Source organism: Kitasatospora sp. NPDC002551 (assembly GCF_040296005.1).
Lineage (GTDB): Bacteria > Actinomycetota > Actinomycetes > Streptomycetales > Streptomycetaceae > Kitasatospora.
The window spans coordinates 232,566-257,571 of record NZ_JBEOWI010000001.1 but is presented as its reverse complement, the minus strand read 5'-3'; the positions used below and the strand labels follow the sequence as shown (position 1 = coordinate 257,571).

Sequence of the window (25,006 nt, the reverse complement as noted above, 5' to 3'; positions counted from 1 at the left end):
AAGTGGGCGTAGGTCTGCTACTGGCGGTGGTTGGTCAGGTGCGTGAGTACGTGCCCGGCTGCGTCGAGGGCGCCGTCGAGAATGGCCCGGCCTGCGTCGGCGGTTGCCTCGCGCGGGTCGCCTCCGATGACGCCGCAGGTGGCGATGGTGCTGTCGCCGGAGGTCCACGGCCAGGTCGTGCCGCGGTCCAGGACGAGCCGCTTCGCCTCGGCGCCGCAGACGCTGAAGTCCGCTGGGAGGCGGTCGAGATGGACATTGTCCGGAGCGAGTTCGAGCATGATGGCCGTCTCGCGGATGCCTGCATGAATCTCCGGTGCGGTCTCGCTGTCGCTCCTGACGGCGGACAGCGAGGCCGGGTGGATGACGCAGACGGAGAAGGCGTGCTTGCGCTTCAGCTCGTAGAGCGCCGGCTCCAGGATTCCCCGGTTGCCGCCGTGGCCGTTGATGATCAGAATCCGCCGGGCGGGGGTTGCCCGCAGGTACTCGGCGACCACGGCGTCGAGCAGGGACATGAAGCTCGCGATCCGGAGCGACACGGTGCCCGGTGCCCAGGCGTGTTCGAGTGAGAGCCCGTACGGGATGGCTGGCAGGGCCCAGAGGTCGTGCTGTTCGCCGTATCGCTGGACGAGCATGGCGGTGAACCGCTCCGCGATCACGGTGTCCGTGTTGAGCGGCAGGTGGGGGCCGTGCTGTTCGTGGGAGCCGATGGGCAGGCAGAGCACGGATTCGGTGGTGAGTTCGGTGAGGACCGCGGGTGCGGCCAGCCACCCGAACTGGCGGGCGGCTGGACCGTCCGCCTGTATCACTCGGTGCCCCGCCGGCCGATACGGATGAGGAACTCGTTGTCCTCCGGGAACACGTCCTCGGTGCTGTGCTGCGCGAGGGCGTTCTCCACTGCCACCTCGAACTCGTCGAGGCGGTCTCCGAAGAGGTGCGGTGCGGCGAAGCTCGTGGAGTAGAGGTAGCCGAGGATGCTCTTGGTGCTCCACGTCCGGTGGACGGGTACTCGGATCTCCTCGACCCGGTTGAAGGGCGACTCCTCCATGATCTCGCTGTAGGGCCGGTTGTGGTGCTTGAAGGTGCTGTTGCCGGCCCGCCGTTCCTCACCGAGGAAGCTTTGGACGACCGCGCGCACGGACTGCTTCCAGAGGCTGTCGGCGGCCCAGAAGCTGTTGTCGCCGAAGATGGCGACGGCACCGCCGGGTGCGACCTGGTCGTCGAGGAGGGCGAGGACGGTGGCCTGGTCGAGCCAGTGGAAGGCCCGGCAGATCGTCACGAGGTCGGCCTGCCAGCCGGTCGGAGGCTTGAAGTCCTCGGCCGTCGACTCGATGAGTGACAGGCTGACCCCGTCGGGGAGTTGGGGCCGGAGGGCTTCCTGGGCGGCCGCGAGCATGTCGGGGTCGTTGTCGATGGCGATGATGTCGTCGAACCAGCCGAGGAGGGACTCGGCGACGAGTCCGGTGCCGGTGCCGACGTCGAGGAGCCGGCGGGGCTTGCCGGGTGCGACGGCCTGGTCGAGGACGGTCGCGACCTCGTCGGGGATGCCGGGGCGGTACTGGCGGTAGTAGCTGGAGGTGCCGGTGAACAGGCTCATGGGTTCCTCGTGCCGAGTAGGTGGCGGACGTGTTGGACTGCGTCGGTGAGGTCGTGGGCGACGAGCACGTTGTGCTCAACGAGTACGTGTTCGTCGGGGACCGTGCGGCCGTGGGAGAGCCAGACGGCGGCGACGCCGGCTGCCGCAGCACCGCGGATGTCGCACTCCCAGTCGTCGCCGACGTGGACCATGGTCGCGGCCGGGACCTGGTAGGAGTCGGCGATGGTCCAGAACGCGCGGCAGTCGGGCTTGGCGAAGCCGATACGGCAGGAGGGGAAGTGGGCGCTGACCCAGGGGGAGAGGAGGGCGAGGAGCCGGTCGGGGTCGGCCTCGGTGCAGGTGACGTTCGAGAGCGTGACCACGGTGGCCCAGTCGCTGAGCTGCTGAAGCGCCTCGACGACTCCGGGGAACAGGACGAGCGGTGGGACGGGCAGGTCCGTCGGAAACTCGGTCGGCTCGATGCCCAATGCCGCGCTGACCTTCTTGATCACGTCATCGGTGATCTCCGGAGCCGTGTGCAGGACGTCCCGCATGACGCAACGGGCCTGCTTGGGCCCGAGCGGCGAGATGGCCGCGAGCCGGGCCGCCAGGCCGGGGCCCTGTGCACTGCCCAGCGTGCCCCCGATGTCCAGGCTGACCAGCGGACGGACTGACTCGCTCATGCCGCATCGCCTCCGACAGCGGGCAGGGCGGAGACGATGGCCTCGACCCGGGCGGTGCGGATCTGCTCCGTGGTGGCCTCGCCCAGGAAGGTCAGCGCGTACCGCATCTCGGCCGCGTCGAGCGCTGCCAGATCCCGTTGGCTGGTCTGGGCGGCGTCGGCCAGGTCGCCGGGGACGCTGCGCGGTCGGAGTCCGTGGGGGAGGTGGAGGGTTCCGGCCCAGACCGGGGTGGGTGCCTCGATCGTCTCCATCGGGCGGAGGACGGTGACGTCGTCGAGGGTGATGATCCTGACGGCAGCCGGTCCCTGGCCGAGGTCGAGGCGGCCGGACAGGAAGGTGTCGTGGCCGTCGAGCCGCCGGTCCAGGACGAGCAGCAGGCCGTGTTCGTCGTGGCGGGTCGTTCCATGGACGGGGAGATGCTCGGTGGTTCGGGTCATCGGGTGCTCCGGGGTTGAGTACCGAGTCCAGGGGCCTCGGGTGCGGGGAATCTGCCGTTCTCGGGTATCCACGGTTCGGCGTAGAGGAGTTGGCGCCGCGGCTCCCACTGTCTGCGGTACTCGACGGCTCGAACGGCATCGGGGAACGCCGCCGCGAGGTGGATGCCGGGCACCAACGAGCGGCCGTGGGGGTAGACGGGAATGCCCGCCTCGTGGCCGACCGCGGTGATTTCGACCGCGCGGGTGAGGCCGCCGCAGCCGACGACGTCGATGGTCAGCGCGGTGGGTCGAGCAAGGTCCAGGAGGGTGCCCAGGTCCTCGTCGGGCCGCAAGCGCTCGCCGACCGCGACCGGCACCCCGGCAGTGGCCAGCTGGCTGTAGACGCGCAGGTAGTGCTCCGGCAGAGGATCCTCCAGCCAGGTGAGGTGGGGCTGGTCGAGGAGGATGGCGACAGCGGCGGCGAGCTGTGGACTCCACGTCCCCACCGCGTCGACGGCGAAGGGCTCCTCGATCACCGAAGCGGCGCGGGCCAGTGCCTTGATCAGGTCCCTGGCCTCAGCAGCGACGCTGGTCCCGGGGCGCCGGCGCAGTCCCCACTTGGTGAAGGCCCACCCCTCGTCGAGGACCTGGGTCAGCGTGCCGTGGCTGGCGGGTCCGCTGAGGTCCAGCCGGAGCCACGAGGCGTACGCCGGTACCGCCTTCGTCCTCCGTTGTGGCACCAGGAGGTCGGCCACTGGCCTGCCTACCAGGCGGCCATGGAGATCCCACGCAGCGCAGTCGATTGCCCCGACGGCCCAGTCCGAGACCCCGGGTGCGGCTGCCCGAAGCCGCGGTCGGAGACCGCTGTGGTCGGACACGGCAGCCCCTACGGCTACAGGCCCGATCGTCTCGACGGCTCGACCGACCGGCCTGCTCACAGGCCCGTACCAACCCGTCTGCCCCGCACCATGGACCGCAACGAACACGGTGTCGTCACCGGTCTCTGTCTCGGCGCCGACCAGCACCGTCTCCACCTTGTCGATGAGTGGATCCGTCATCGCGCTGCCCCCAGCTCGCCAGTCAGCCGACGGGCGGCCTGGAGCAATCCGGTGCCGTCGAGGCCGAGTTCGTGCGCGAGAACATCCTGGGGCATAGGCCCGGACGGCTCGCGCCAGCCGATCACCTCGGCCGGCCTCCGCAACCGCCCTGTCAACAGTCCCCACACCGCTGCCGGGTGCCCGAGCGTGACGACCAGGACCGAGGCGTTCTCCCCGAGGTAGTGATCGACCTCGGCCTCGGTCAGGCCCCTCGGCCAGCGCTGCGGATCGCCGAGCACGGTCAGGTCGAGAACGCCCACGACGCGAATCCGGCAGCCCAGCTGGTCACGGATGACCGGCAGCGCCGCCGTGACGGCCTCGGCCGGCAGGTCGCCTGCCACGACGATGGTGAGGTCGGGCTCCTCCTGGTCGCTCAGGTGCGGCCAGATCGCGAGCCCGCGTCCCAGTTCCTGCTCGACGGTCTCGTGCGGGAGCTGCAGCTCGGTGTGCTTGCCCGCGATCAGCACGTTGACGCGGCCCGTCGACTTCAGTTCCGCGTCGAGCGCGGCGGCGGTGCGCCGGGCATCGGCCGGGACCAGCACGCTCACCGCAGGGTCTTCCGTCGCGAGGAGGGCGGTCGAGAGCGATGGGTCGCCGTGGGTGAAGACGTTGTGCCACCCGTACGAGGTCAGCAGCAGGTTGAGACTCGGGGACTCCTTCTCCCCGGCAAGTCGGCGGTGCTTGAGGTGGCCGACGACTCCCGAGGTCAGGAGAGGCGCGAATGCCTCGTAGGACACCAGGACACCGCGACGGCCGCTGCTGATCCAGCCGGCCAGCCAGCCCAGGAGTACCTCCTCGGCCAGCACCTCGGACACCCACGGCTCGTCCGACAGTGCGCCGAGGCGGTTCGAGGAGAGTTCGTCCGGGCTGAAGACCCGGAAACCGCCGGCAGCAGCGTGCCTGCGGAGCACGCTGCCCACGGACTCACCGAGGCAACCGGCCTGGGCGGGCACGACCGGCCTGGGCGGTTCGAGCGCGGCGCGCCCGGTGCCTTCAGCCGGGTGCCAGGCGGCCGATTCGATCGCCTCGGCCAGCAGGCCGATCGGCTGGGCATCCTGGTCGAAGAGTTCGGTGGGCCGGTACGACGCCAACCAGCTCTCCAGCTGGCCACGCTGGCCTTCGTCCTGGCGAGCCGCCCCGAGGGGCGTCTTGTGCGCCGCAGCCGTGCCGAGCACCGGCCGCCCGTCGACCGACTCCGGTCCGCTCCAACCCTTCACGCAGCGAAGGAACACGGCCGTCCGCATGCCGTCGGCGACCTCGCCAGCCGACGCGGCCAGGGCATCCCGGAACGCCTCGTGCGCATCCACCGTGGCCGCCGGCACGTGCACCACGCGGGCCTGCCACCCCAGCCCGGCCGCGTACGCGACGAGCTCGGCATCCGTCATCGTTCCCAGCAGCGACTGGGCACCCATCCGGAAGCCGTTGACGTGCACGATCGGCAGGACGGCACTCCCCTGGAGAGTCCGGGCCGCAAGCCACGAAGCCGCCGCCATAGGGGTTTCGCACTCGCCGTCGCCGATGATCGGCACGACGATCCGCCCGGGCGCGTCGAGCGCCAGGCCGTGGCTGAACGCGAGTGCGCCACCGAGGCAGCCTCCGGGTGCCGCGCCCGCCGGCAGCAGGGGGTGGGTCTCGGAGCCGAGGCCGTCGACGTGCGGGAAGTCGCGGGCAAGGCGTCGCAGCCCTGCCACGTCGCGGGAGTACTGGGGGCGTACGGAGGCCAGCTGGCCGGTGAGCCAGGCGCAGGCGAGCTGGACCACCCCGGCATGGCCGGCCCCGATCACCGGGACCAGCTCGCGATCGGGGCCCAGTTCTCCGGCGGCGAGAACCGTGTGGGCGAGCGCCCACGCCGTGCCGGGAACGGTGCCCCAGTGCCCTGCGGGGCGAGGCTTGACGTGCTCGGCCTTGAGCGGTTCGGTCAGCAGCTGGTTGTCGTCGAGGTGCAGCAGCGCCACCGCCACGCACGTGGCGGCCCGCCACAGCGCATCGGCCCGGTTCAGCATGGCGACACCAACTGCTCCTCGCCGAACGTGAAGTACCACAGCGGCCGGTAGCACTCCCATGCCGCCGGGCGAAGGCCGGTCGGACCGACGATGTCCTCGATGTCCCGGCGGGCCTGGAGGTAGTACTCGAGGGAGTCGGACCCGTCGGCTCGAAGGCCCGCCATGATCGAGTTGTGCGCCTGGTACACCTGGAAGTTGGGGAACTCGGTGACGAGCGGCATCAGCTCGGCCACACCGGAACGGAGGTCGGTGAGGCGGTCCAGGCCGACGATGTAGGTGAACGAGGTCGCGTGGCCCGCGCGGATCGCCCGGTCCAGGACGCGTGGCATCTCCTCGGTGGTGAGGTTCGCCTTGCTCGCCTTGAGGAGAAGGTCTCTCCGGCTGAAGCACTCGGCGGTGAGCCGCAGCACGAACGGGGCGACCCGCTCGGCCAGTTCCTCGAACGCCTCGCTGGTGCGGATGACCGAGGTGAGGAATCCGATACGGGCGCCGATCCCGTGGGCGGAGAGCACGTCACGCAGCCCTATCAGGTGGTCGACGGCTGCCCGCTCCCGCTCGAAGCATCCGGTCGACACGGTGACCTCCCGGAGCTCGGTCAGGTCGTGCCGGGGGTGCTGCTCGACCAGCGCGGCCAGCAGCTCGTTCAGCTCCCGCTCCTCGGCGAGCCGCGGATCAGCGGCGGCCTCCAGGGTGTTCGGGCAGAACGCGCACCCCACACAGCGGCTGCGGGCGTTGGGGTTGAGCGTCGCGGCCCGCCCGCCGTCCCGGAAGTACCCGCCGACCGCCTCGTCTGCGGAGACCCGGTCGATAGTGCCGACGACCTCGCCGCCCAGCGAGAGCTCGTCGCCGACCAGGCGGAACGGGGATGCCTCGGCGTTGAGCGGGACGATCACCATCCAGGCGACATCCGGCCGGGTCGTCAGGCGAACGGAGATCCGGGCCCGGTGCCGGCCGTGGGCAGAGGAGATCCCGTACAGGTTGATCGCGATGAGCAGGGCGTCCTCCACCGGCACGCCGTGGTGTTCCGCCATGGCCCTGATGGCCGAAGGCGTGAGGACCGCTGCCGGTGTGCCGTCGAGCGCTGTCGTCATGATCCACTCTCCGTCGCTGTCTCGACCGGGCGGTGCCGCCACGGCGTCGTTCTCTGCTGGATCTGTCTCGCTCCCCTCAACTCGTCGGGGAGGATGGGCCCGTGTGGGCCTGCCGGTGTCCGTCCGGCAGGCCCACACGGTTCCTTCGCTCAGCGACCGGGGTACGGCGGCTGCGGGGTCGGCGGTGCCGGCGGCGGCGGGGGCGGAGGAGGCGGAGGTTGGGGCGCCTGAAGGTGCGCGATCGACGACATGGCAGTGTTCCCTTCTCATCTCGGTGGTGCGACGGATGGCGGGGCGTGACTTCGTCGTCAGGCCCCGGGATCGACCGCGGTGAAGTTCTCAAAGCCGCAGTCGGGCTCGTGGTCGGCCGCCAGAACGGGGCCGAAGTGATCGGAACTGAGCTGGTCATGAGCCGTCACGCCCAGCAGGGTGAGGACGATCAGGTGACCGAGAGCCCAGAGCCAGGTGAGGACGCGGCCGAACGGATCCCGGTCGGCGGCGCGGTGGACGCCGTGGTGCAGCTGGTAGTCGGTCATGCCGCATCGGTCCTGAGCTCGGCCCAGACCACGGTGCCGTCGCGGGTCTCGTCGACACCCCAGCTCTCGCACAAGCAGCTGACGAGGAGAAGCCCCCGGCCGCTCTCGGCCGTCTGGGCGGGCTCCCGCTGACCGACGGCCCCGGATCCCGCGTCCGCGACCTCGATCCGAAGCCCGTGAGGCTGGGGCGCCAACCGAACGTCGAAGCAACCGATGCAGGAAGCCGCGCCGTGGAGTACCGCGTTCGTGGAGAGCTCGGATGCCACGAGTTCGATGTCCCGAACAAGCAGTTCGTCGAGATCCCAAACACCTGCGATCCCTCGGACCAGCGCCCGGACCAAGGGCACCGAGGCGGGAGCGCGGAGGAAACTCATCAGCACCGACACGCAGCCGGTCGCCGAGGCGGTGGTCATCGCAAGACCGCTGGTGCGAGGCAGCTGGGGCGCGTCCACATCGCAGCCCCGAGGAGCCACCGGGCGAAGGCGGTTGGCGAATGCCTGTCCCTCTGCTGCGGTCGTGCCGACTCGCAGGTCCTGACGTGCCATGACGATCACCCCTCCGCATCGCGCAATGGCCCATCAGGCACAGCTGCTTGAGGGCAAGTCAGAACGCTAGGAGGATGGATGGAGAGGAACCCGGAAAATCTTTCCGGGGTAAGGAGCCGAGCCTCCCCGAGCCTGGGAGCATGCGAGGGATGACGGAGACGCTGACCATCGGCGAGCGCGTCGGTTGGTACCGCCGCCGGCGTGGCATGCCGCAGGAGGTCCTGGCCGGCCTGGTCGGGCGAACGGCCGACTGGCTGAGCAAGGTCGAGAACGGCCGGATCGAGCTCGACCGCCTCTCGGTCATCAAGTCACTGGCGGACGCACTCGACGTCCAGCTCGGCGACCTCCTGGCCGAACCGTCGCTCCTCGACGGGGCCACCAACACCCAGAGCGGGGCGGTCGCGAAGCTCCGCGAAGCGCTCATGGACTACAAGCACATGTCGCCCCTGCTGGCCGCCGACGATGTCGAGCAGCCGCCCGACCTCGACATCCTGCGTGCCGAGGTCGGCTCCGCCTGGTCCGCCTACCAGGACGCCAGGTACTCCCGAGCAACCAGGCTCGTCCCCGACATCCTCGCCCAGGCCCAGCGTGCGGTTCGCATGTACGAGGGCGACCAGCAGCTTCAGGCCAAGGCACTGCTCGCCATGGCCTACCAGGGTGCCGCCATGGTCCTGACGAAGATAGGCGAAGCCGACCTCGCCTGGATCGCAGCCGACCGCGGGCTCACGGCCGCCCAGGAGTCAGGCAACATCGTCGTCACCGGCTCACTCTTCCGCTCGGTCGCCCACTGCCTGCTCACCAACGGACGCCTCACCGCAGCCCGCGACCTGGTCGTGAACTCCGCCGCCTATCTGGAAGCCGGCCTCGACGACGCCTCCCCGACCTACCTCTCGATCTACGGCACCCTCTTCCTCGTCGGGTCGATGGCCGCCGCAAGGACCGAGGACCGCGGCACCGTACGTGAGTTCCTCGCCGAAGCGGACCGGGCCGCACAGCGCGTCGGCCACGACGCCAACCACATGTGGACGGCCTTCGGCCCCACCAACGTCGCCATCCACCGGATCTCGACCGCGATGGAGCTCGGCGACGTCCAGATCGCCGCCGACCAAGGACCCCGCGTGGACTCCTCGACCCTCCCGCTCGAACGCCGCGTGCGACACACCCTCGAAATCGCCCGCGCCTACAGCGCACAGAACCGCACGGACGAGGCGCTCGCCCTCGTCCTGGACGCTGAGGAACTGGCCCCCGAGCAGGTCCGCTACCACTTCATCCCTCGACACCTGGTGACCGCCTGGGTCCGCCAACAGCGAGGCAAGCCCAGCCACTTGCTCGCCGGCGTCGCCCAGCGGCTCAGCATCGTCGCGTGATCGCCGCAGACGGCTACAGTCGTCACCATGAGCGACTCCCAGCCCCAAGAGGTCGTAGCCCAGCCTCGCACCGCCGCCGGCGTGCTCTTCTTCGACGAGGACGACCACATCCTCCTCGTGAAGCCGACCTACAAGCCCGGCTGGGAGATCCCCGGCGGCTACCTGCACGCCGGCGAAACCCCGAGCGAAGGCGCCGCCCGGGAGGTCAAGGAGGAGCTCGGCATCACCCCACCGATCGGCCGCCTGCTCGTCGCCGACTGGGCACCCCACCCCACCGAGGGCGACAAGCTCCTCTTCGTCTTCGACGGGGGCGTCCTCCCGGCCGACGAACTCGACCGCATCGCCGTCGACCAGGTCGAGATCGGCGAGTACGCCTTCCACGCCAGCGACCAGCTCGATGCACTCCTCATCCCACGCCTCGCCCGCCGCGTCCACGCCGCCTGCACTGCCAGGACGCAGTCCGGGACCGTCTACCTGGAGCATGGAGCGACTCGTCAGTAGTCGAAGACAGGTTGGGTGTTACAGGTCCCACCCTGCGGCATCACCTTGATCGTTCGCTCTCCATCCGGCCTCATCGCTCCTACACTGAGTGCTAGCACGTCACAGCAGAGCGACATCACGGCCAGACGCCACGAGGACGGAGTAGCTGGGGACATGGACGCGCGACTGCGGAATCTGGCCAAGTCCTCACCGAACTTCGGCATCCTGTACCAGCTCAAGCCGCTGCTGTCTCTCTACGGTGCTCAGGCCGAGGCGACCGTTTTCACCAACCCGAACTCCTCGCTCGTGCAGGCGGGCCAGTTCGGGGAGGTCCTCGCTGAGGAGTTGGTCACCCGGATCGGCATGCGGGTGGAAGGTGATCGCCAGATCGACCGCCTGACGGCCCTGACCCGGGCTGGTGTTCTGGTCCCCGAGATCCGCACCGACTTCGATCAACTGCGGCTCGATCGCAACAAGGCGGCGCACGCCCACCTGTTCGATACCTCGCGGGCCCTGGCAGCCGTGCGTACCTGCTACAAGCTGGGCTTGTGGTTCCACGACGCGATCTCCGGCCGCCGGACAGTCGCGGAGTTCGTCCCGCCCAGCGACCCGCAGGCAGCCGAGCGGATCGCCGACCCGGCGGAGCTTGCCGAGCTGAACGAGGCGCTGACCGGCCATCGTCAGGCCCTCACCCAGGCGCGCACCCGCCTCGCCGAGTCCACCGACGAGCTGGAGGCTGAGCGCAAGGCTCGCGCGGAGGCAGAGCGCCTGATCGCCAGCGCCAGCGCTAACAACGCCGAGCTGCTGGCTCAGCTCGAACAGCTGACAGCGCAGGTCGCCGAGATGCGCGCCGTGCAAGTGGCCGCCTACGAGCAAGCGAGGCAGGCTCCGCGCACAGTGGATCCGGCGGCCCGGGACGCGATCATCCACCGTGCCCACCGGCCGGCTCCGCTCAACGAGGTGCAGGCCCGCGAAGAGATCGACAAGCTGCTGGCGGCAGCAGGCTGGCTTGTTCAGGATCGGGACGCGGTCAACCCGATGGCCGGTCGGGGTGTGGCGGTACGCGAGTTCACGCTCGCCACCGGCCGCGCCGACTACGTGCTGTACGTCGACGGGTCCATCGTCGGCGTCATCGAGGCGAAGCGTGAGGGCACTCACCTGGCGAGCGCGGTCGCGCAGAACGACCGCTACGCCGGCGGTGTCCTCAAGGAGCACCGGCTGGCGGTGTGGCGAGAGGACGAGCCGTTCGCGTTCCGGTATGCCACCACCGGCACCGAGACGTACTTCATCAACCGCCTCGACCCCGACGCACGCTCCCGCGAGGTGTTCGCCTTCCACCGGCCGGAGACGATCGCCGCGTGGATGCGGCGCGCCGACGAGCACCCCGAGGCGCCCACCTTCCGCGCCGCCCTGCGCGAGATGCCGGCGCTGCAGCGCAACGGGCTGCGCCCGGCCCAGATCGAGGCGATCACCGGCCTGGAGAGCTCTCTCACCGTGGATAAGCCACGGGCCCTCATCCAGATGGCGACCGGTGCCGGTAAGACCTACACCGCCGTCTCCCAGACGTACCGGCTGCTGAAGCACGCCCGTGCCCGCCGTGTGCTGTTCCTGGTGGACCGCAACAACCTGGGCAAGCAGGCCCTGGACGAGTTCCGGAAGTTCACGACCCCGGACGACGGGCGCAAGTTTTCCGACATCTACAACGTCGAACGCTTGGGCGCCGCCGGCCTGCAGGACAGCACGTCAGTGGTGATCTGCACCATCCAGAAGATGTACCGCCTGCTGACCGGCGAGCAGCTCGTCGACGACGACCCGGCCGACGAGGCAAACGACGACACCGCGTATGAGCAGTCCTACACGGCCGAGCGGCCCGTCGAGGTCGGCTACAACCCGGCCGTACCGCTCGAGTCCTTCGATCTGATCATCGTGGACGAGTGCCACCGGTCCATCTACGGCCTGTGGCGTGGGGTTCTCGAGTACTTCGACGCCCACCTGGTGGGGCTCACAGCCACCCCGACATTGCAGACCCTCGGCTTCTTCGGCCGGAACCTGGTCTCCGAATACACCTACCCGCAGGCCGTCGCCGACGGCGTGAACGTCGACTTCGACGTCGTCCGCATGCACACAGATCTGCGGGAGAACGGCGGCGCAACCATAGACGAGGGAACGACGGTCAGGATTCGAGACCGTAAGACCCGCCACCAGCGCTACCAGGAGTTGGAGGACGACTTCACCTACACCACCCGCCAGATCGGGCGGTCAGTGGTGGCCGTTGACGAGATCCGGGCCGTCCTCACGGCGTACCGGGACAACTGGCAGAGCTGGTTCCCCGGCCGCATGGAGGTCCCGAAGACGTTGATCTTCGCGGTTGGCGAGGACCACGCCGAGGATGTTCTCGCCCAGGCCAAGGAGGTCTTTGGCCGCGGAGACGACTTCGCCAAGAAGATCACCTACAAGAGCCGCCAGGCCGGCGAGGACCCTGACGAACTGATCCGCGCCCTGCGGACGTCCCCGCGACTGCGGATCGCCGTAACCGTCGACATGATCGCCACTGGGACGGACGTCAAAGCACTGGAGTGCGTGATCTTCCTACGGGAAGTCCGCAGCTCAGTACTCTTCGAGCAGATGAAGGGCCGCGGCGCCCGCACGATCGACGCCACCGAGCTACGCGAGGTCACCCCCGACGGGGACGAGCGGGTGCGCAAGGACCGGTTCGTCCTCGTGGACGCGGTAGGCGTCACCGACTCCCCGCTCGTCGACGCCCGACCTCTCGTCCCTGCAGGAGAGCGCCAGATCTCGCTGGCCAAGCTCCTCGACAAGGCTGGCACGAAGTCGATCAGCGCTTCCGAGGCGGAAATCCTCGCCGGCCGTCTTGCCCGCCTCAACCAGCAGCTTAACGACCGAGAGCGCGAGCAGCTTACCCAGGCCGCTGGTGGGCGCACGCTGTCCGAAATCGCAGGCGCAATCGTTAAGGCTGTCGACCCCGACCGCCAGGACCGCGCCAGGACAGAGGGTGGCGAGAAGGCGGCACGAGCCCTTGTGGAGTCGGCCGTCGCCCCACTCACCGCTAACCCCGACCTGCGAAAGATGATCATCGAGATCCGTCGCGACAAGGACTACGTGATGGATGAGACCACCGCGGTCTCGGTGACCGATGTCCGCGCTATCCCCCGGGAGGAGCGGGCACGCGAGGAAGTCAACCGCTGGAGCCGGCTACTCACGGAGCAACGCGACGAGATCGCCGCTGTCTCCGTCGCACTCTCCAGCCCGCGCTCGGTCGGCCCAACTGAGGCATACGCAGCACTGAAGGAGCTGGCCGACCAGATCCGTCGTCCTGACTTCGCGTGGACCCCGCAGGTCCTGTGGACTTATTACGAGGATCTGGGCGACGCCAGCCAGGAACCCGGTAAGCAGGCAGGCGTACCCGACTTGATCTCTCTCATCAGGTACGAGCTCGGGGTGGACGCAGAGCTCAAGCCCTACCGTGAGACCGTAGAGGAACGCTTCGAGGGTTGGCTGCTGCGGCAACAGCAGGCAGGCGCGGAGTTCACGGACGAGCAGCTGTGGTGGCTGGAAGCCATCCGCGACGTCGTAGCCAGCGACGTCGGTATCGCTCCGGCGGATTTCCGAGCCGAACCCTTCACCAGTCGCGGCGGCGGCAGGGGCCTCGCTCTGGCCTTTCCGGGACGCGACCCTCACGACCTTCTGAATGAGCTGAATCGAGAACTGGCTTGAGCAACACGGAACTCCCGACGGGCTGGTGCCTCGTTTCACTGGCGGATCTCGTGTCCCCAGATGGCATCTTTAAAGACGGCGACTGGGTAGAAAGCAAGGACCAGGATCCTGACGGGGAAGTTCGCCTTGTACAACTAGCGGACATTGGGGACGGCCACTTTCGCGATCGAAGCAATCGTTCCCTGACGCAGGAGAAGGCTGAGGAGCTTCGGTGCACCTTCATTCAGGAAGGTGACATTCTCGTTGCTCGAATGCCGGAGCCTCTAGGGCGCGCGTGCATTTATCCGGGATCGGATCGCCATGCAGTCACCGTGGTAGACGTCTGTATCGTCAGACCCGACCACCGACACGTCAATAAGCGGTGGCTCATGTGGGCCATTAACTCACCGCAAGTGCGGGAGCAGATCCTTAGTTATCAGACCGGCACGACCAGAAAGCGGATCTCCAGGAAGAACCTTGAAAAGGTTCAGATTGGCCTACCTCCACTTGCAGAACAGCATCGCATTGCAGAAGCCATCGATGGCTACCTGTCTCGCGTCGATTCCGCAACCTCGAATTTGTCTCTTGCGCAACACCGAACTGATCGACTTGCCAGTTTGCTGCTAGGCAAGGCAGCAAGCGGTGGTTTCAGCGAGCCGGTCGAGGAAATCGATCAGGTCGACATTTCCGCCATCGAGCAGCTCAGCAGATCCCGTGCAGTTGGACGCTGGAAGCCCGTATCCCCAATTGAGGTTAAGGGCTACTCGCTTCCCCCTAACTGGACGATGGCGAGCCTCGGAACGCTCTCCCACGCTTCCGGCTATGGAACTTCCACAAAGTGTGACTACGGCGCAGAGGGTCAACCCGTTCTGCGCATTCCAAATGTTCAGAGCGGCACGATCGATCTCAGCGATGTGAAGCATGCGATCGATACAGAGATTGATCTCACCAAATTCTTCCTGGAGCCCGGCGACGTGCTTTTTGTTCGCACGAACGGAAGCCCCAGATTGATTGGCCGAGTAGGAGTGGTCGACAGATCCCTCCCCTACGCCTTTGCGTCGTATCTAATTCGATTCCGGCTTACTCCTGGAGCTGTTGAGCCCCGATGGGTGGAGCTTGTAACGCAGAGCCCACTCTGGCGCCGCACGATTGAGCAGTACGCCGCATCATCCGCGGGCCAGTACAATCTGAGTGCCGATACCCTGTCCCAGCTTCCCATTCCCTTGCCTCCTCTGGAAGTACAGCGGAAAACTTTGGAAGCGGTTGATGTCGCATTGACTGGAGCGCGCCGGCTGGCATCGGCGACGACCGACGCAGAAACCCGTGCCACCCATATTCGCAGCGCCATACTCGCCCGCGCATTCACAGGAACGCTTGTACCGCAGAACTCCGCGGAGGAACCGGCCAGCACGCTCCTCCAACGGATCCGAGCCGAGCAAGAGGCACGGCGAAAGGATAAGGTGAAGCGCAAGCCTGCCCGGCGGTCGCAAATTCCTGCAACAGCCCAATCCTATGAGCTTCTGGCTCTTTATTCTTCAAATCTCCCCCATAAGATTATCGCACAGCAGGAGTTTGACGTCTGATGAGCACCGAAGCCGCCCCGGTCATCGCTAAGGCGATCACGCAAACCAACTCACTGGTCGCCAAGCTCTGGAATTACTGCAACGTCCTGCGCGACAACGGACTGTCGACCATCGAATATGTTGAGCAGCTCTCGTATCTTCTCTTCCTCAAGATGGCCGACGAGTTGGCCGACGACCCGTTCGCCCGCGAGGCAGCCGCTCCAATCGTTCCTCCCGCCTTGGACTGGAAATCGCTTGTCTCCAAGCGTGGTGAAGAGCTAGAGGCGCACTACCGCAAGGTGCTCACCGAACTCGGTAAGCGCCCCGGCACCACCCTAGGTACTATCTTCGCCAAGGCTCAGAACCGCATCACCGAACCAGCACTCCTCGAGAAGCTGGTCGTCGACCTGATCGGCAAGACCGACTGGGTCCTGGAGGGCACAGACCTTAAGGGCGACGCCTACGAGGGTCTGCTCGCCAAGGGAGCCGAGGACACCAAGACCGGAGCCGGCCAGTACTTCACCCCGCGCCCACTAATCGACGCCATCGTGCAGGTGATGCAGCCGCGCCCGAACGACCGGATCACCGACCCGGCCTGCGGCACCGCCGGCTTCCTGATCGCCGCGCACAGCTACATCCGTCAGCACCACCTCAAGGACCTCTCCCGCGAGCAGCGCCTCGCACTTGGTCAGGGCAGCATTTGGGGGAACGAACTCGTCCCCGGCACCGCCCGCCTCGCCGCGATGAACATGCTGCTTCACGGCATCGGTGAGGCAGACGGCAGTTCGCTCATCACTACCGGCGACGCGCTCGCGGATGCCCCCTCCCACCGGGCCTCTCTTGTCCTCGCGAACCCGCCATTCGGCAAGAAGTCGGCGATCACAGTCGTGGGAACGGACGGAAAAACCGACCGGGAAGACATCTCTTACGACCGCTCCGACTTTCGTGCTACGACCACCAACAAGCAGCTGAACTTCCTACAGCACATTATGTCGCTGCTAGAGATGGATGGCCGTGCGGCTGTCGTTCTGCCCGACAACGTGCTGTTCGAGGGAGGGGCCGGCGAGAAGATCCGCCGCCGCCTCCTCCAGGAGTTCGACCTCCACACAATTCTTCGCCTGCCCACTGGCATCTTCTACGCCGGCGGGGTCAAGGCCAACGTCCTGTTCTTCGACAAGAGGCCCCCGCGGGCCGACGACGTTCCCAACACCTCTGAAGTCTGGGTATACGACTTCCGCACCGGGATGCACTTCACACTCAAGCAGCATCCTCTCCGCCTCGCCGACCTGGCCGACTTCATTGAGGCATACAAGCCGGACGACCGCTCGGCTCGCAAGGAGACCGAGGACGGCCGCTTCAAATGTTTCACGTACGACGAGCTCATCGCACGCGACAAGGTCAACCTCGACATCACCTGGCTGAAGGACCCCGCGCTTGACGACGCGGACAGCATGCTCGCCCCTGATGTCATCGCGCAGGAGATTGTGGAAGATCTCCAGGCTGCCCTGGCCGAGTTCGAGGCGATCGCCGAGGCTCTCGGCGGTGAGGTGAAGCCGGACATCACTGCTGAAGAGGCCATCGCCGAGGCGTAACCACAGCTGCCTCTGCGGTACGTAGCGTCCAGAAGTAATCGGTGTCCGTGCGCTGCTCCATGTCGGCAGCACACGGACACCGCCCCGTACCACCCAGCATCCGCTCACTTCGCAGCTTCGCTGAAGCCGTCCACCTCCGTCAGCTCCCACGTATGGTGCGGCACGTGAAGTCCTCACTGGCTCCAACCGAGATCCAGGCCGAACTGCTGCGCTGGGTCGCCGCCAACCCCGGTGTCGAGATCGAGTCACGCAAGTCGAACACCTTATGGGCTCTCGAACAGCGGAAACTCGTCAAGCGGAAGTACTCCATCACGAAGCAGGGCTACCAAGTCCAGACCGCAGCCGTCACCGAGCAGGGGAAGTACTACCTGAAGCACGGACGGCACCCGGAGGAGGTCGAACGCGAGGCACAGCGCAACGCCCGTGACCCGGAAACGGCGAAGGATGCCCCGGCCGACGGGGCCGAGCTGATTCGCCGACTCGAAGTCGCCGGCGGAAACATCGCCGTTCCGGACCCAGGCGTCATGACCCGAGGTCGGTGGACCAGGGCGTTCTACCACGCGGTAAACAACGACCTCCTGCCACCAGGGCAGAAGTTGAGGCTCACTGGTCGTGAGAAGGGGGACCTCAAGCTACGGCTCGTCGACCCCGCGAAGGAGCCTCCACCGCCCCCGCCGGTGCCAGTCGTCGAGGTGCCTGCCGATCTCGCGCATGCACACCCGTTGATCACCGCTACGCGCAAGGCCCTGGGGCGACGCCAGACGGGGACGGCCGACACTCGTGGACAGCAGGGGGTCATACCGGTCCATGTCTCCAGCCCGCTCGTCGACCGGGCCTTGCGGATCATGCAGGGCCTCCTCAGCGAGGCCGAGCAGCGGGGCTACACAGTGGAGGCCCGCCCGATAGAAGCATTCCGGCGACGGGACGAGCCAAGGAGCGCGGCCGTAATCATCGTGAAGGGGCATGCGTTCCCGCTGGAGATCTGCGAACGCACCACCAAGCAACCGCATGAGCCGACGGCCAGAGAACTGCGCGACGCCGAGCGCGAGCCCGCGTGGATGCGCAAGCGCATCCCGAAGTACGACCACGTGCCCGACGGACGGCTCATGATCGACGCTCCTGGTCATGACCAGACCTACGGGTACCGCCAGTACGACTGCTCGGACGGGACGCGCTGGACCCTCGAATCCCGCCTGGGCCACCTCCTCGCCGCCATCGAGGAGCGGGCTGAACGGGCCGAAGAAGAACGCGTCCGGGCCGAGCAGGCAGAGCAGCTACGCAAACAGCGCTGGCTCGAAGCCCTTGACGAAGCTCACCAGAGGCTGATCCGCGACCACAGGATCAAGGCGCTCGAACAGCAACTGGAAACCCGGCGGACGGCCAACGAGATCCGCGCCCTCTGCGCGGCGGTACGCGAGAGCGCCATCGGTACCCCCGTCAACGCGACCATCGAGTGGCTTCGCTGGGCGGAAGCGCACGCCGACTCCATCGACCCGGTGATCACTGGCGTGACCCTGCCGCTCGATCCACCACCCAACCGACAGAACCTGGCGCCCTACCTCGACTCACAGAACGCCCACGCCTACCCCTGGCCGTTCCCGAACCACTGATCCGTCCACGCGCCGGTTGACGCCAACGCTGACGCCAACCGTCCCCAGCCTTCCACGGACGGCAGAATCACCCAGACTCGGGCATCTCGACGTCCCGGCTTGGCCTGATGCCAACCACCGCCGTGGCTGGGCGTCCAGCCGGCGCCAGCCGACGGCGGTCCAGCCCCATGGCCGTGGACCGCTCTGGTCTCGTATGCAGGCGAGTCGGTGGTGGGCTTCCGCTCGGTGACGGGTTGGATCGGCTGCCGCGTGCTGGAGGGCGAAATAGGTAACCCGAAGCTCACAGATGCCCCGCAGCACCGGGTAACCGGCCCAGGCCGTCACGTAAGTGCCGTACGCCTCGCAGAACGCCGTGGACTGGCTGTCCGAAACGGTGCCGAAGGTGCCATAGCCGACGGCGGTGGCGGTGAGGTCCCATTCGGGAGGCCCGAGGGAGGTGAGTCGAAGTCGAGCAGGTAGGTGGTGGTGGGCGTGACCGCGACGTTCCCACCCCAGGCGTCGCCGTGGATGACGCTTGCCGGCATTCCCGGCGGGAGGCTGGACCAGGCCGATTCGAGTTCGGCTAGGCGGTCGCGTAGCCACTGCCGCTGCTCGTCATCGAGGGTGGCCGCACCGTCGATCTGGGCGGCCAGCCGGACAAATGGGGCGAGGTAGCCCAATGGGATGGCTGGGACGGAAGTTCGTGGAGGCGTCGGAGGAGCGGCGCGATGTCGGCGGCGGTCCCTGGGCGGTGTGGGGGAAGCTCGTGCCCAGTACTGCCAGGCAAGGGTCATAGACGAGACGAAGGGCGCGTTGGTCCTCCTCGCGGCGAGAGGGACCAACGCGCTCGACGACGGTGCTAGCGATCTGCTGTCATCACTGGCGCCGGCGCGACCAGAGCCAGGTGATCAGTGAGACCGTCGCGGCGCCGATCGCCTGCTCGACCTCCTTGCCGGTTCCTGCGCTGTAGCCGGCGCTGTATCCAACGGCGACGGCCGCAAGGAGGAATTCGAGCCTGGGCGGACGCTCGCCGTCGCGCCATACGGACGGCATACTAGTCATGGTTCTCCTCGGTAGATGGGGGTGGACCATCCGCCGGGGCCGGGAGATCTGTGGAAGGTGACACCGGGTCCGGCGGAAGTTCTTTTTGGGTTAGGGCGTGGTGGGCCCGTTCCCTGGCGTTGGCGTCTCCTCGGGAATCTCGGAGGCGACCAACTCGCCGAGCTTGGCTGTGATTTCTTGGCGCTTTTCCATGGGCAGGCTTCGGTACGCACGCCACGCCAGTTCGGCAGGCGAGCTCGGCCGCTGACCCATGGCGATCCAGGCCAAGACCAGTGATCTCTCACTCGGAGAGAGCTTCTTCATCCGCTCCCAAGCAGCTTCGGGGTCTGATGCCTGGAGGGTGTAGGCCGACTCCATGCCCATGGAGTGAAACCGTTCCCGCACCCGGCCGCTTCGGCGGACGCCGGGTTCCCAAATGGCTTCACCTGCTCGCACGAAACGCTGTTCGGTCATCTGCAGGGAGACGTCGTCTCGGTTCGTGTGAATCTGCCAACCGTAGTCGCGAAGGTCTCGCATTCGCCGGTCGATCTGCGCGATGTCAGGGAAGGCCGCTCTCAGCTGTTCTTTAGCGAAGACACCCCCTTCGCCTACCTCGGCAAGCAGCCAGAGGGCAACTCGGACCATGGAGCTCATGCTCTTGTTCGTCCAGTCGGGTCGCGGCACATCCGCCATGGGGCCCCACCTCCTCCAGTCTCCTCGTGACCTGGCGCAAGTAAACCACAGTCCGGCAGACTTCGGCGCGATTCGGCGAAGTTAGGCGCGATTCGGCGGCAAGGCGGCGGCGCGGCAGCCAGGGTCGAGCCGGAGCACAGTTTGCGGGCTCCGGTCGGTGAGCATGATCGGGCTTGTCCGGCATTACACACGCTCACGAGAGGTGCTGGTTGAGGTCATCACGCGGCAAAGCGGGTTCCGGGCGGACGAGCGCCCAGCGAACTGAGGATGCGCTCAGTGCAGTTCTCGCCAGGGCACCTGCCAACCAACGACGGCTCGCAGACGGCCGTGAAACGAAGGCTGTCCTCATCGGCATGGTCCGCGAGTGGGATGAGTTCCGCGGTGGTGCATTCGAGTGCAGCACTACGGGCAGTCGGTGGGCTCACATGTCCGACGACTCGTGGGTGATCGGCGACTTCCGCCCCTTGGGGCTAAGTGCGGACCTCTGCGCGATCAGCGACCACGCGGTGGCGCGGACCTTCGCCTCCGGTTACCGAGAAGCCATCATCAGTAGTGGGTCACCAGTGGCTTACTGGAGTGCCGTCACCATGCTGGAGGACGTCGTACCCATCATGCTGGCGGTCCTAGATCGCGAGCTGACGGGCGCAGTCGGATGTCTCGACTGGTACCTGCGGACCCCGTGTTCGCCCAGACTGTGCCGACACCATCCGGACAGCAATGGCCTGCCCTGGTGCGGTTCGCCGAGTTGCGCAGCGGCTTCACCGGACACGCAGTGCGACTGCGTCTGCGGTGGCGTGAACCACGGCATGGGTGAAGATGCGTTCCAGGCCGCATGCCCCGAGGCGCCAGACTGGCCGTCGGCGCCCGCGCCGGTGTGGCGGCCAGGCGCCGGCACCGTCGAAGTCGACCGGTGGCATGGCCGATATGCCGGGCTTGATCCTCTCGGTCGCCACGGCGGACGGGTGCGGCCACCGTCATCGGCGTGGACGTCGGATGGGGCAGAGCGCCTTGGCGCCGGGACTGGGCGGATCGTCCCGCAGAAGGGCGTGCAATCGACTGGGGACGACGTAGCCGATGCTGTCTGAGGGAATTGACCTGGTCCCCAGATGTGACGCTCAGGATCGAGCGGAGAGCCTGGATCTGCGTGAGCGATGCGTGAGCGGACGGGGCAGCACGTGCCGGTTCGAGCGAGATCGTGGACCAGGGCGCAACCTCCTGACCTGCGGAAACGTCACCAAGTGATCGACGCTGGCAGCAGCCAACATGATCACTCTCGGGCTCGTAATGCGTAGGTCGCGGGTTCGAACCCCGCAGGCGGCTCGGTGAGAAGCCCAGGTCAGACAGTGTCTGACCTGGGCTTCTTTGTGTTTGCGGCGTGGGGCGGGGTGGTGCGACGCCGGGTGTCGTCGGCTTCGGCGGTGTCGGCGTCGGGGTGTGCGGGCCGGTGATCGGCGGTGTCCGGGGGAGGGGGTGGGCGGATGGGAGCTATGGGCGGTCGCCGTTCGTCGGAAGGTCATAGGGTGTTGACGAACCGTCATCCCGTACGACCGGCACCACGACGACCAGAGGTGGAAACGTGTACCACGCCATCGTCCGGCGCAACCTCCGCAACTCCTTCGCCGAGGTCGACCGCGGCAACTACGCGGCGATCGTGCGGCAGTTCGCGCCTGAGACGGAGCACTGGTTCTCCGGGCGGCACGCGCTGTCGGGCGGGCGGCGCAGTGGTGAGGAGATCCAGCGGTGGTACGACCGGCTGGCCGAGGTCATGCCCGACCTGCGGTTCGAGCTGAAGAAGGTCGTCGCCAAGGGCTGGCCCTGGGACACCGTGGCCTTCGCCGAGTGGGTCGACCACCTCACCGACCGGGAGGGCAACCACTACTCCAACCAGGGCGTGCACGTGGTGCGGATCAAGTGGGGGAGGATCACCGAGCTGCACATCTACTGCGACACCGAACTGCTGGAGACGGTGCTGGAGAGGCTCGGGGAACAGGGGGTCGGGGAGGCCGTCGCCGAGCCGGTCGGGGAGCCCGGGCCGTTCCGCGAGGCGCGCGCCGGGAGGTGAGGTGCCGTTCAGGAGGGCCCGAGGAGGCGCTTCCACCAGGGGGCGGGGGCGGGGACGGGGGGTGCGGTGACGATCGGGACGAAGCGGCTCTCGATCGGGGTGTCCCACTCGACGAGGGCGGCCGGGAACCAGGTGACCGGCTTGGTGTCGTCGCGGGCGTTGGCCCAGGCGGCGAGGCGGTCGGCCGGCTCGCGGGAGGGGAGGAGGCCGCGTCCGTCGGTGGTCACTCCGAGGTCGCGCACGGCGTCCCGGTGGAGGTCGTTGCAGAGCCAGCTGTGGAGCACGCCGTCGTCGTAGCCGAGCACCTCCCAGCCGATCTCGCGCCCGCCCCCGCCCGGCCCGGGGGCGGGGCCGGCGCCGGCCGGGCGGTCCAGGTGGGCGAGCAGCACCGGCTCGAACACCGCGGACGCGCGGATGTCGGAGACCGGACCGGCGGCGTGCTCGGCGGGTACCAGTAGCGCGTACAGCCGTGCTTCGGCGGGCACCCGGATCGTCGCGCAGGCGTCCAGGGCCTCCCGCGGGGTGTCGAACCAGCAGCCGTCCTCCGGCAGCCGGTCGATCAGGCAGCCGCAGGCCGTGGTCAGCCGCTCGTGCGGGACGTCGAGGCCGGTCAGCCGTTCGGGGACCGCCACGAAGTAGCCCGCGAGCAGCGGACCGCCGGTGGCGCGGGCGGTGGGTGGCACCGGAGTGCTGCGGCGGGGCGGTCCCGGTTCGGGCCGGGCCTCGCCCGCACGGGGCGGGCGGCGCTCGGCGAGCCAGAAGAGGTAGCCGCGCAGGTACTCGTCCAGGCCGTGGTCGAGGTAGGCGATGTAGTCGCGCAGGCCCTGAGCGGCGTCCCGGTAGTGCTCCCGGTACTCGCCGCGGAGCCGCGCCTGGACGTCGGAGGCCGCGACGGCCCACTCCCGCACCCGGCCGCGCTCCTGCCACCAGTCGCGGACGGCCGGGACGGTCCAGTGGTCGTCCCCGTCCATCGCGAAGCCGCCGTGGCCGAAGAAGCAGCCGTGCACGAGGTCGAAGGTCTGGTCCGGGTCGGTCGGCTGGCGGTAGACGAACTCCCGGCCGTCGTCGTCGTAGGCGATGTGGAACGGCGCGTCGAGCCGGCCCATCTCCATAGTGTCCGTGTCGGCGCCGTAGAACGGCCCGGGGACGTTGCGCCAGTTGCGCTCCCGCCAGAGTCCGCCGAACTGGTCCAGGTGCCGGTTCTCGGCGAGCAGGCGGCGGGCGGTCGGCAGGGGGTCCCAATAGCCGTGGGAAGCGGCGTGGTTCCCGTCGTCCATCGGGAGGGGTCCGTTCTGCAGCCGGTCGCGGACTGCCAGTGCTATCAGATGCGGGACGCGGTGGTGCGACCGCGGCCGGAATCGGAGGCCGGACCAGGGTCGGAAGCGGTCTCCGGGCGGCGGCGCAGCAGGACCGCGACGAGCGCGGCGCCTGCCAGGGCGGTGAGGCCGGCGGCCAGCAGGGTGTGGTTCAGGGCGTCGGCGAAGGCCGTCCGGAGCAGCTCGCCGGGCAGGCCGGCCGGGGAGTGGCCGGCGCTCAGGGCGGAGGCGGTGGCCTCCGGATCGGTGACGGCCTCCGGGTGTCCGGCGAGGGCGTCGCGCAGCCCGCGGTGCAGGACCAGGCCGAACACCGCGATGCCGAACGCCTGGCCGAGCTGGCGGAAGGTGTTGAGGGCGCCGCCGGCCATGCCGCCGCGCTCCGGCGGTACGGACGCCATCGCGCCGGACGCCAGGATCGGACTGACCGCGCCGACCCCGAGGCCGGTGAGCGCGAGGCCGGGCAGCAGCGCGGCCCAGCCCGACGAGCCGTCCAGCACGGCCTGGAGCAGCCCGCCCAGGCCGATCACGGCCAGGCCCCCGGCCAGCGGCACCGCCGTCGGCAGGGCGGCGAGCCGGCGGCCCGCCAGCGCGGAGACGACGAACGCCGTGGCGCTCATCGGCAGCAGGGTGAGCCCGGTGGCCATCGGCCCGAGGCCGAGCACCGACTGCAGCCACAGCGAGGTGTAGGGCAGCGCGGAGAACGCGGCCGCGGAGTACACGGCGCCGCACAGCAGCACCCCGGTGAACGCCGGGCGGCGCAGCAGCGCGAGGTCCAGCAGCGGTTCCGGGCTGCGGCGCTCGACCAGCACGAACACCGTGAGCGCCGCGGCGGCGGCCGCGCCCGCGCCGAGTACGGCGGGCGAGGTCCAGCCGTCCGACCCGCCGCGGATCAGCACCAGGACGGCCGCGCCGGCCGCGACGGTGAAGGCCGCGGCGCCGGGCAGGTCGAGCCGGCGGGCGGCGGGGTCGCGGGATTCCTTCAGCGTGCGCCGGGCCATGACCGTGCCGGCCAGCGCTAGCGGGAGGTTCACCAGGAAGACCGAGCGCCAGCCCAGGTACTCGGTGAGCACGCCGCCGGCCACCGGCCCGACGGCGGAGGCCGCGCCGCTGACGGCGCCCCAGACCCCGAACGCCACCGCCCGGTCGCGGCCGCGGTAGGCGAGGTTGAGCAGGGCCATCGCGGTGGCGAACATCGCCGCGCCGCCGCCCGCCTGGACGATCCGGGCCACCACCAGGGTGCCGCCGTCCGGGGCGAGCCCGCAGGCCAGCGAGGCCAGGGCGAACACCGCCAGGCCCGCCGTGTACACCCGCCGCCGGCCCGCCCGGTCGCCGAGGGCGCCGAGGCCGAGCAGCAGCGCGGCCAGCGCCAGCGCGTAGCCGTCCAGCACCCACTGCAGGCCGTCGAAGTCCATGTGCAGTCCGGCGCCGATGTCCGGCAGCGCCACGATCACGATGCTGACGTCGGTCAGCAGCATGAACACCCCGAGGCTCACCGCGACCAGCGGTCCCCACTTGCGCATCCCCGTGTCCCCTCGCTCCGCGCTGGCCGCCCTGGCCGGACGCCCCGTCACTCTCGGTCCGGGGACGCCCTCCGCGCCGCCCGGCGGCGGTTGTGCGGCGGATCTCGACACGACCTACCATCCTGG

At 68.4% G+C, this 25,006-nt stretch carries 21 protein-coding genes; 7 read left to right on the top strand and 14 right to left on the bottom strand.

Annotated features, from left to right (window positions below):
- Positions 1-17: 17 nt before the first annotated feature.
- From ABT093_RS01110 to ABT093_RS01070, 9 genes are all read right to left on the bottom strand, one after another.
- Entirely contained in the window at positions 18-806 is a 789-nt protein-coding gene (locus ABT093_RS01110) for a creatininase family protein (protein ID WP_350558458.1), read from the bottom strand.
- A complete protein-coding gene (locus ABT093_RS01105; RefSeq protein WP_350558455.1) occupies positions 803-1,594 on the bottom strand; it encodes a class I SAM-dependent methyltransferase in 792 nt (263 codons plus the stop codon). The genes ABT093_RS01110 and ABT093_RS01105 overlap by 4 nt, the downstream gene beginning before the upstream one ends.
- Positions 1,591-2,256: an HAD family hydrolase gene (locus ABT093_RS01100; protein WP_350558452.1), complete on the bottom strand. Its 666-nt coding sequence runs from the start codon at positions 2,254-2,256 to the stop codon at positions 1,591-1,593. The genes ABT093_RS01105 and ABT093_RS01100 overlap by 4 nt, the downstream gene beginning before the upstream one ends.
- Complete coding sequence (locus ABT093_RS01095) at positions 2,253-2,693, bottom strand: hypothetical protein (protein ID WP_350558449.1); 441 nt, start codon at positions 2,691-2,693, stop codon at positions 2,253-2,255. Before ABT093_RS01095 ends, ABT093_RS01100 begins: the two co-directional genes overlap by 4 nt.
- Entirely contained in the window at positions 2,690-3,730 is a 1,041-nt protein-coding gene (locus ABT093_RS01090; RefSeq protein WP_350558446.1) for an enolase C-terminal domain-like protein, read from the bottom strand. Before ABT093_RS01090 ends, ABT093_RS01095 begins: the two co-directional genes overlap by 4 nt.
- Positions 3,727-5,772 carry a phosphoketolase family protein gene (locus tag ABT093_RS01085; protein ID WP_350558443.1) on the bottom strand — a complete coding sequence of 682 codons (2,046 nt, stop codon included), beginning with the start codon at positions 5,770-5,772 and terminating at the stop codon, positions 3,727-3,729. Before ABT093_RS01085 ends, ABT093_RS01090 begins: the two co-directional genes overlap by 4 nt.
- Positions 5,766-6,803 (bottom strand): hypothetical protein, encoded by a 1,038-nt coding sequence (locus ABT093_RS01080; RefSeq protein ID WP_350558440.1) that lies wholly within the window; start codon positions 6,801-6,803, stop codon positions 5,766-5,768. Before ABT093_RS01080 ends, ABT093_RS01085 begins: the two co-directional genes overlap by 7 nt.
- 368 nt (positions 6,804-7,171) lie before the next feature.
- Complete coding sequence (locus tag ABT093_RS01075) at positions 7,172-7,399, bottom strand: hypothetical protein (protein ID WP_350558437.1); 228 nt, start codon at positions 7,397-7,399, stop codon at positions 7,172-7,174.
- The gene (locus ABT093_RS01070) at positions 7,396-7,944 is read right to left on the bottom strand and encodes an ATP-binding protein (RefSeq protein WP_350558433.1); all 549 of its coding nucleotides are present in this window, start codon (positions 7,942-7,944) and stop codon (positions 7,396-7,398) included. Before ABT093_RS01070 ends, ABT093_RS01075 begins: the two co-directional genes overlap by 4 nt.
- A 149-nt stretch (positions 7,945-8,093) precedes the next feature.
- Between ABT093_RS01070 and ABT093_RS01065 the strand changes: the two genes are divergently transcribed.
- From ABT093_RS01065 to ABT093_RS01040, 6 genes are all read left to right on the top strand, one after another.
- The gene (locus ABT093_RS01065) at positions 8,094-9,311 is read left to right on the top strand and encodes a helix-turn-helix domain-containing protein (RefSeq protein ID WP_350558430.1); all 1,218 of its coding nucleotides are present in this window, start codon (positions 8,094-8,096) and stop codon (positions 9,309-9,311) included.
- 27 nt (positions 9,312-9,338) lie between these two features.
- Positions 9,339-9,812, top strand: coding sequence for an NUDIX domain-containing protein (locus ABT093_RS01060; RefSeq protein ID WP_350558427.1), 474 nt, complete (start codon positions 9,339-9,341; stop codon positions 9,810-9,812).
- A 153-nt stretch (positions 9,813-9,965) separates the two neighbouring features.
- The gene (locus ABT093_RS01055) at positions 9,966-13,526 is read left to right on the top strand and encodes a DEAD/DEAH box helicase family protein (RefSeq protein WP_350558424.1); all 3,561 of its coding nucleotides are present in this window, start codon (positions 9,966-9,968) and stop codon (positions 13,524-13,526) included.
- Complete coding sequence (locus tag ABT093_RS01050; protein ID WP_350558421.1) at positions 13,523-15,088, top strand: restriction endonuclease subunit S; 1,566 nt, start codon at positions 13,523-13,525, stop codon at positions 15,086-15,088. Before ABT093_RS01055 ends, ABT093_RS01050 begins: the two co-directional genes overlap by 4 nt.
- On the top strand, positions 15,088-16,659 hold the full coding sequence (locus tag ABT093_RS01045) for a type I restriction-modification system subunit M (RefSeq protein WP_350558418.1): 1,572 nt from the start codon (positions 15,088-15,090) through the stop codon (positions 16,657-16,659). The genes ABT093_RS01050 and ABT093_RS01045 overlap by 1 nt, the downstream gene beginning before the upstream one ends.
- 164 nt (positions 16,660-16,823) lie before the next feature.
- Positions 16,824-18,269, top strand: a complete 1,446-nt coding sequence (locus ABT093_RS01040; RefSeq protein ID WP_350558415.1) for a hypothetical protein — start codon at positions 16,824-16,826, stop codon at positions 18,267-18,269.
- Between the two features lie 320 nt (positions 18,270-18,589).
- On the opposite strand, the gene ABT093_RS01035 is transcribed toward ABT093_RS01040, so the two are convergent.
- From ABT093_RS01035 to ABT093_RS01025, 3 genes are all read right to left on the bottom strand, one after another.
- A complete protein-coding gene (locus ABT093_RS01035; protein ID WP_350558412.1) occupies positions 18,590-19,042 on the bottom strand; it encodes a phosphotransferase in 453 nt (150 codons plus the stop codon).
- Between the two features lie 82 nt (positions 19,043-19,124).
- Positions 19,125-19,310 (bottom strand): hypothetical protein, encoded by a 186-nt coding sequence (locus tag ABT093_RS01030; protein WP_350558409.1) that lies wholly within the window; start codon positions 19,308-19,310, stop codon positions 19,125-19,127.
- 90 nt (positions 19,311-19,400) lie between these two features.
- Positions 19,401-19,982 carry a KpnI family restriction enzyme N-terminal domain-containing protein gene (locus ABT093_RS01025; RefSeq protein WP_350558406.1) on the bottom strand — a complete coding sequence of 194 codons (582 nt, stop codon included), beginning with the start codon at positions 19,980-19,982 and terminating at the stop codon, positions 19,401-19,403.
- Between the two features lie 1,576 nt (positions 19,983-21,558).
- On the opposite strand from ABT093_RS01025, the gene ABT093_RS01020 reads away from it, so the two are divergent.
- On the top strand, positions 21,559-22,044 hold the full coding sequence (locus ABT093_RS01020; protein ID WP_350558403.1) for a nuclear transport factor 2 family protein: 486 nt from the start codon (positions 21,559-21,561) through the stop codon (positions 22,042-22,044).
- Between the two features lie 8 nt (positions 22,045-22,052).
- On the opposite strand, the gene ABT093_RS01015 is transcribed toward ABT093_RS01020, so the two are convergent.
- Both ABT093_RS01015 and ABT093_RS01010 read right to left on the bottom strand, forming a co-directional pair.
- Complete coding sequence (locus ABT093_RS01015; RefSeq protein ID WP_350558400.1) at positions 22,053-23,321, bottom strand: hypothetical protein; 1,269 nt, start codon at positions 23,319-23,321, stop codon at positions 22,053-22,055.
- A gap of 44 nt (positions 23,322-23,365) precedes the next feature.
- Positions 23,366-24,880 carry an MFS transporter gene (locus tag ABT093_RS01010; protein ID WP_350558397.1) on the bottom strand — a complete coding sequence of 505 codons (1,515 nt, stop codon included), beginning with the start codon at positions 24,878-24,880 and terminating at the stop codon, positions 23,366-23,368.
- Between the last annotated feature and the right edge of the window lie 126 nt (positions 24,881-25,006).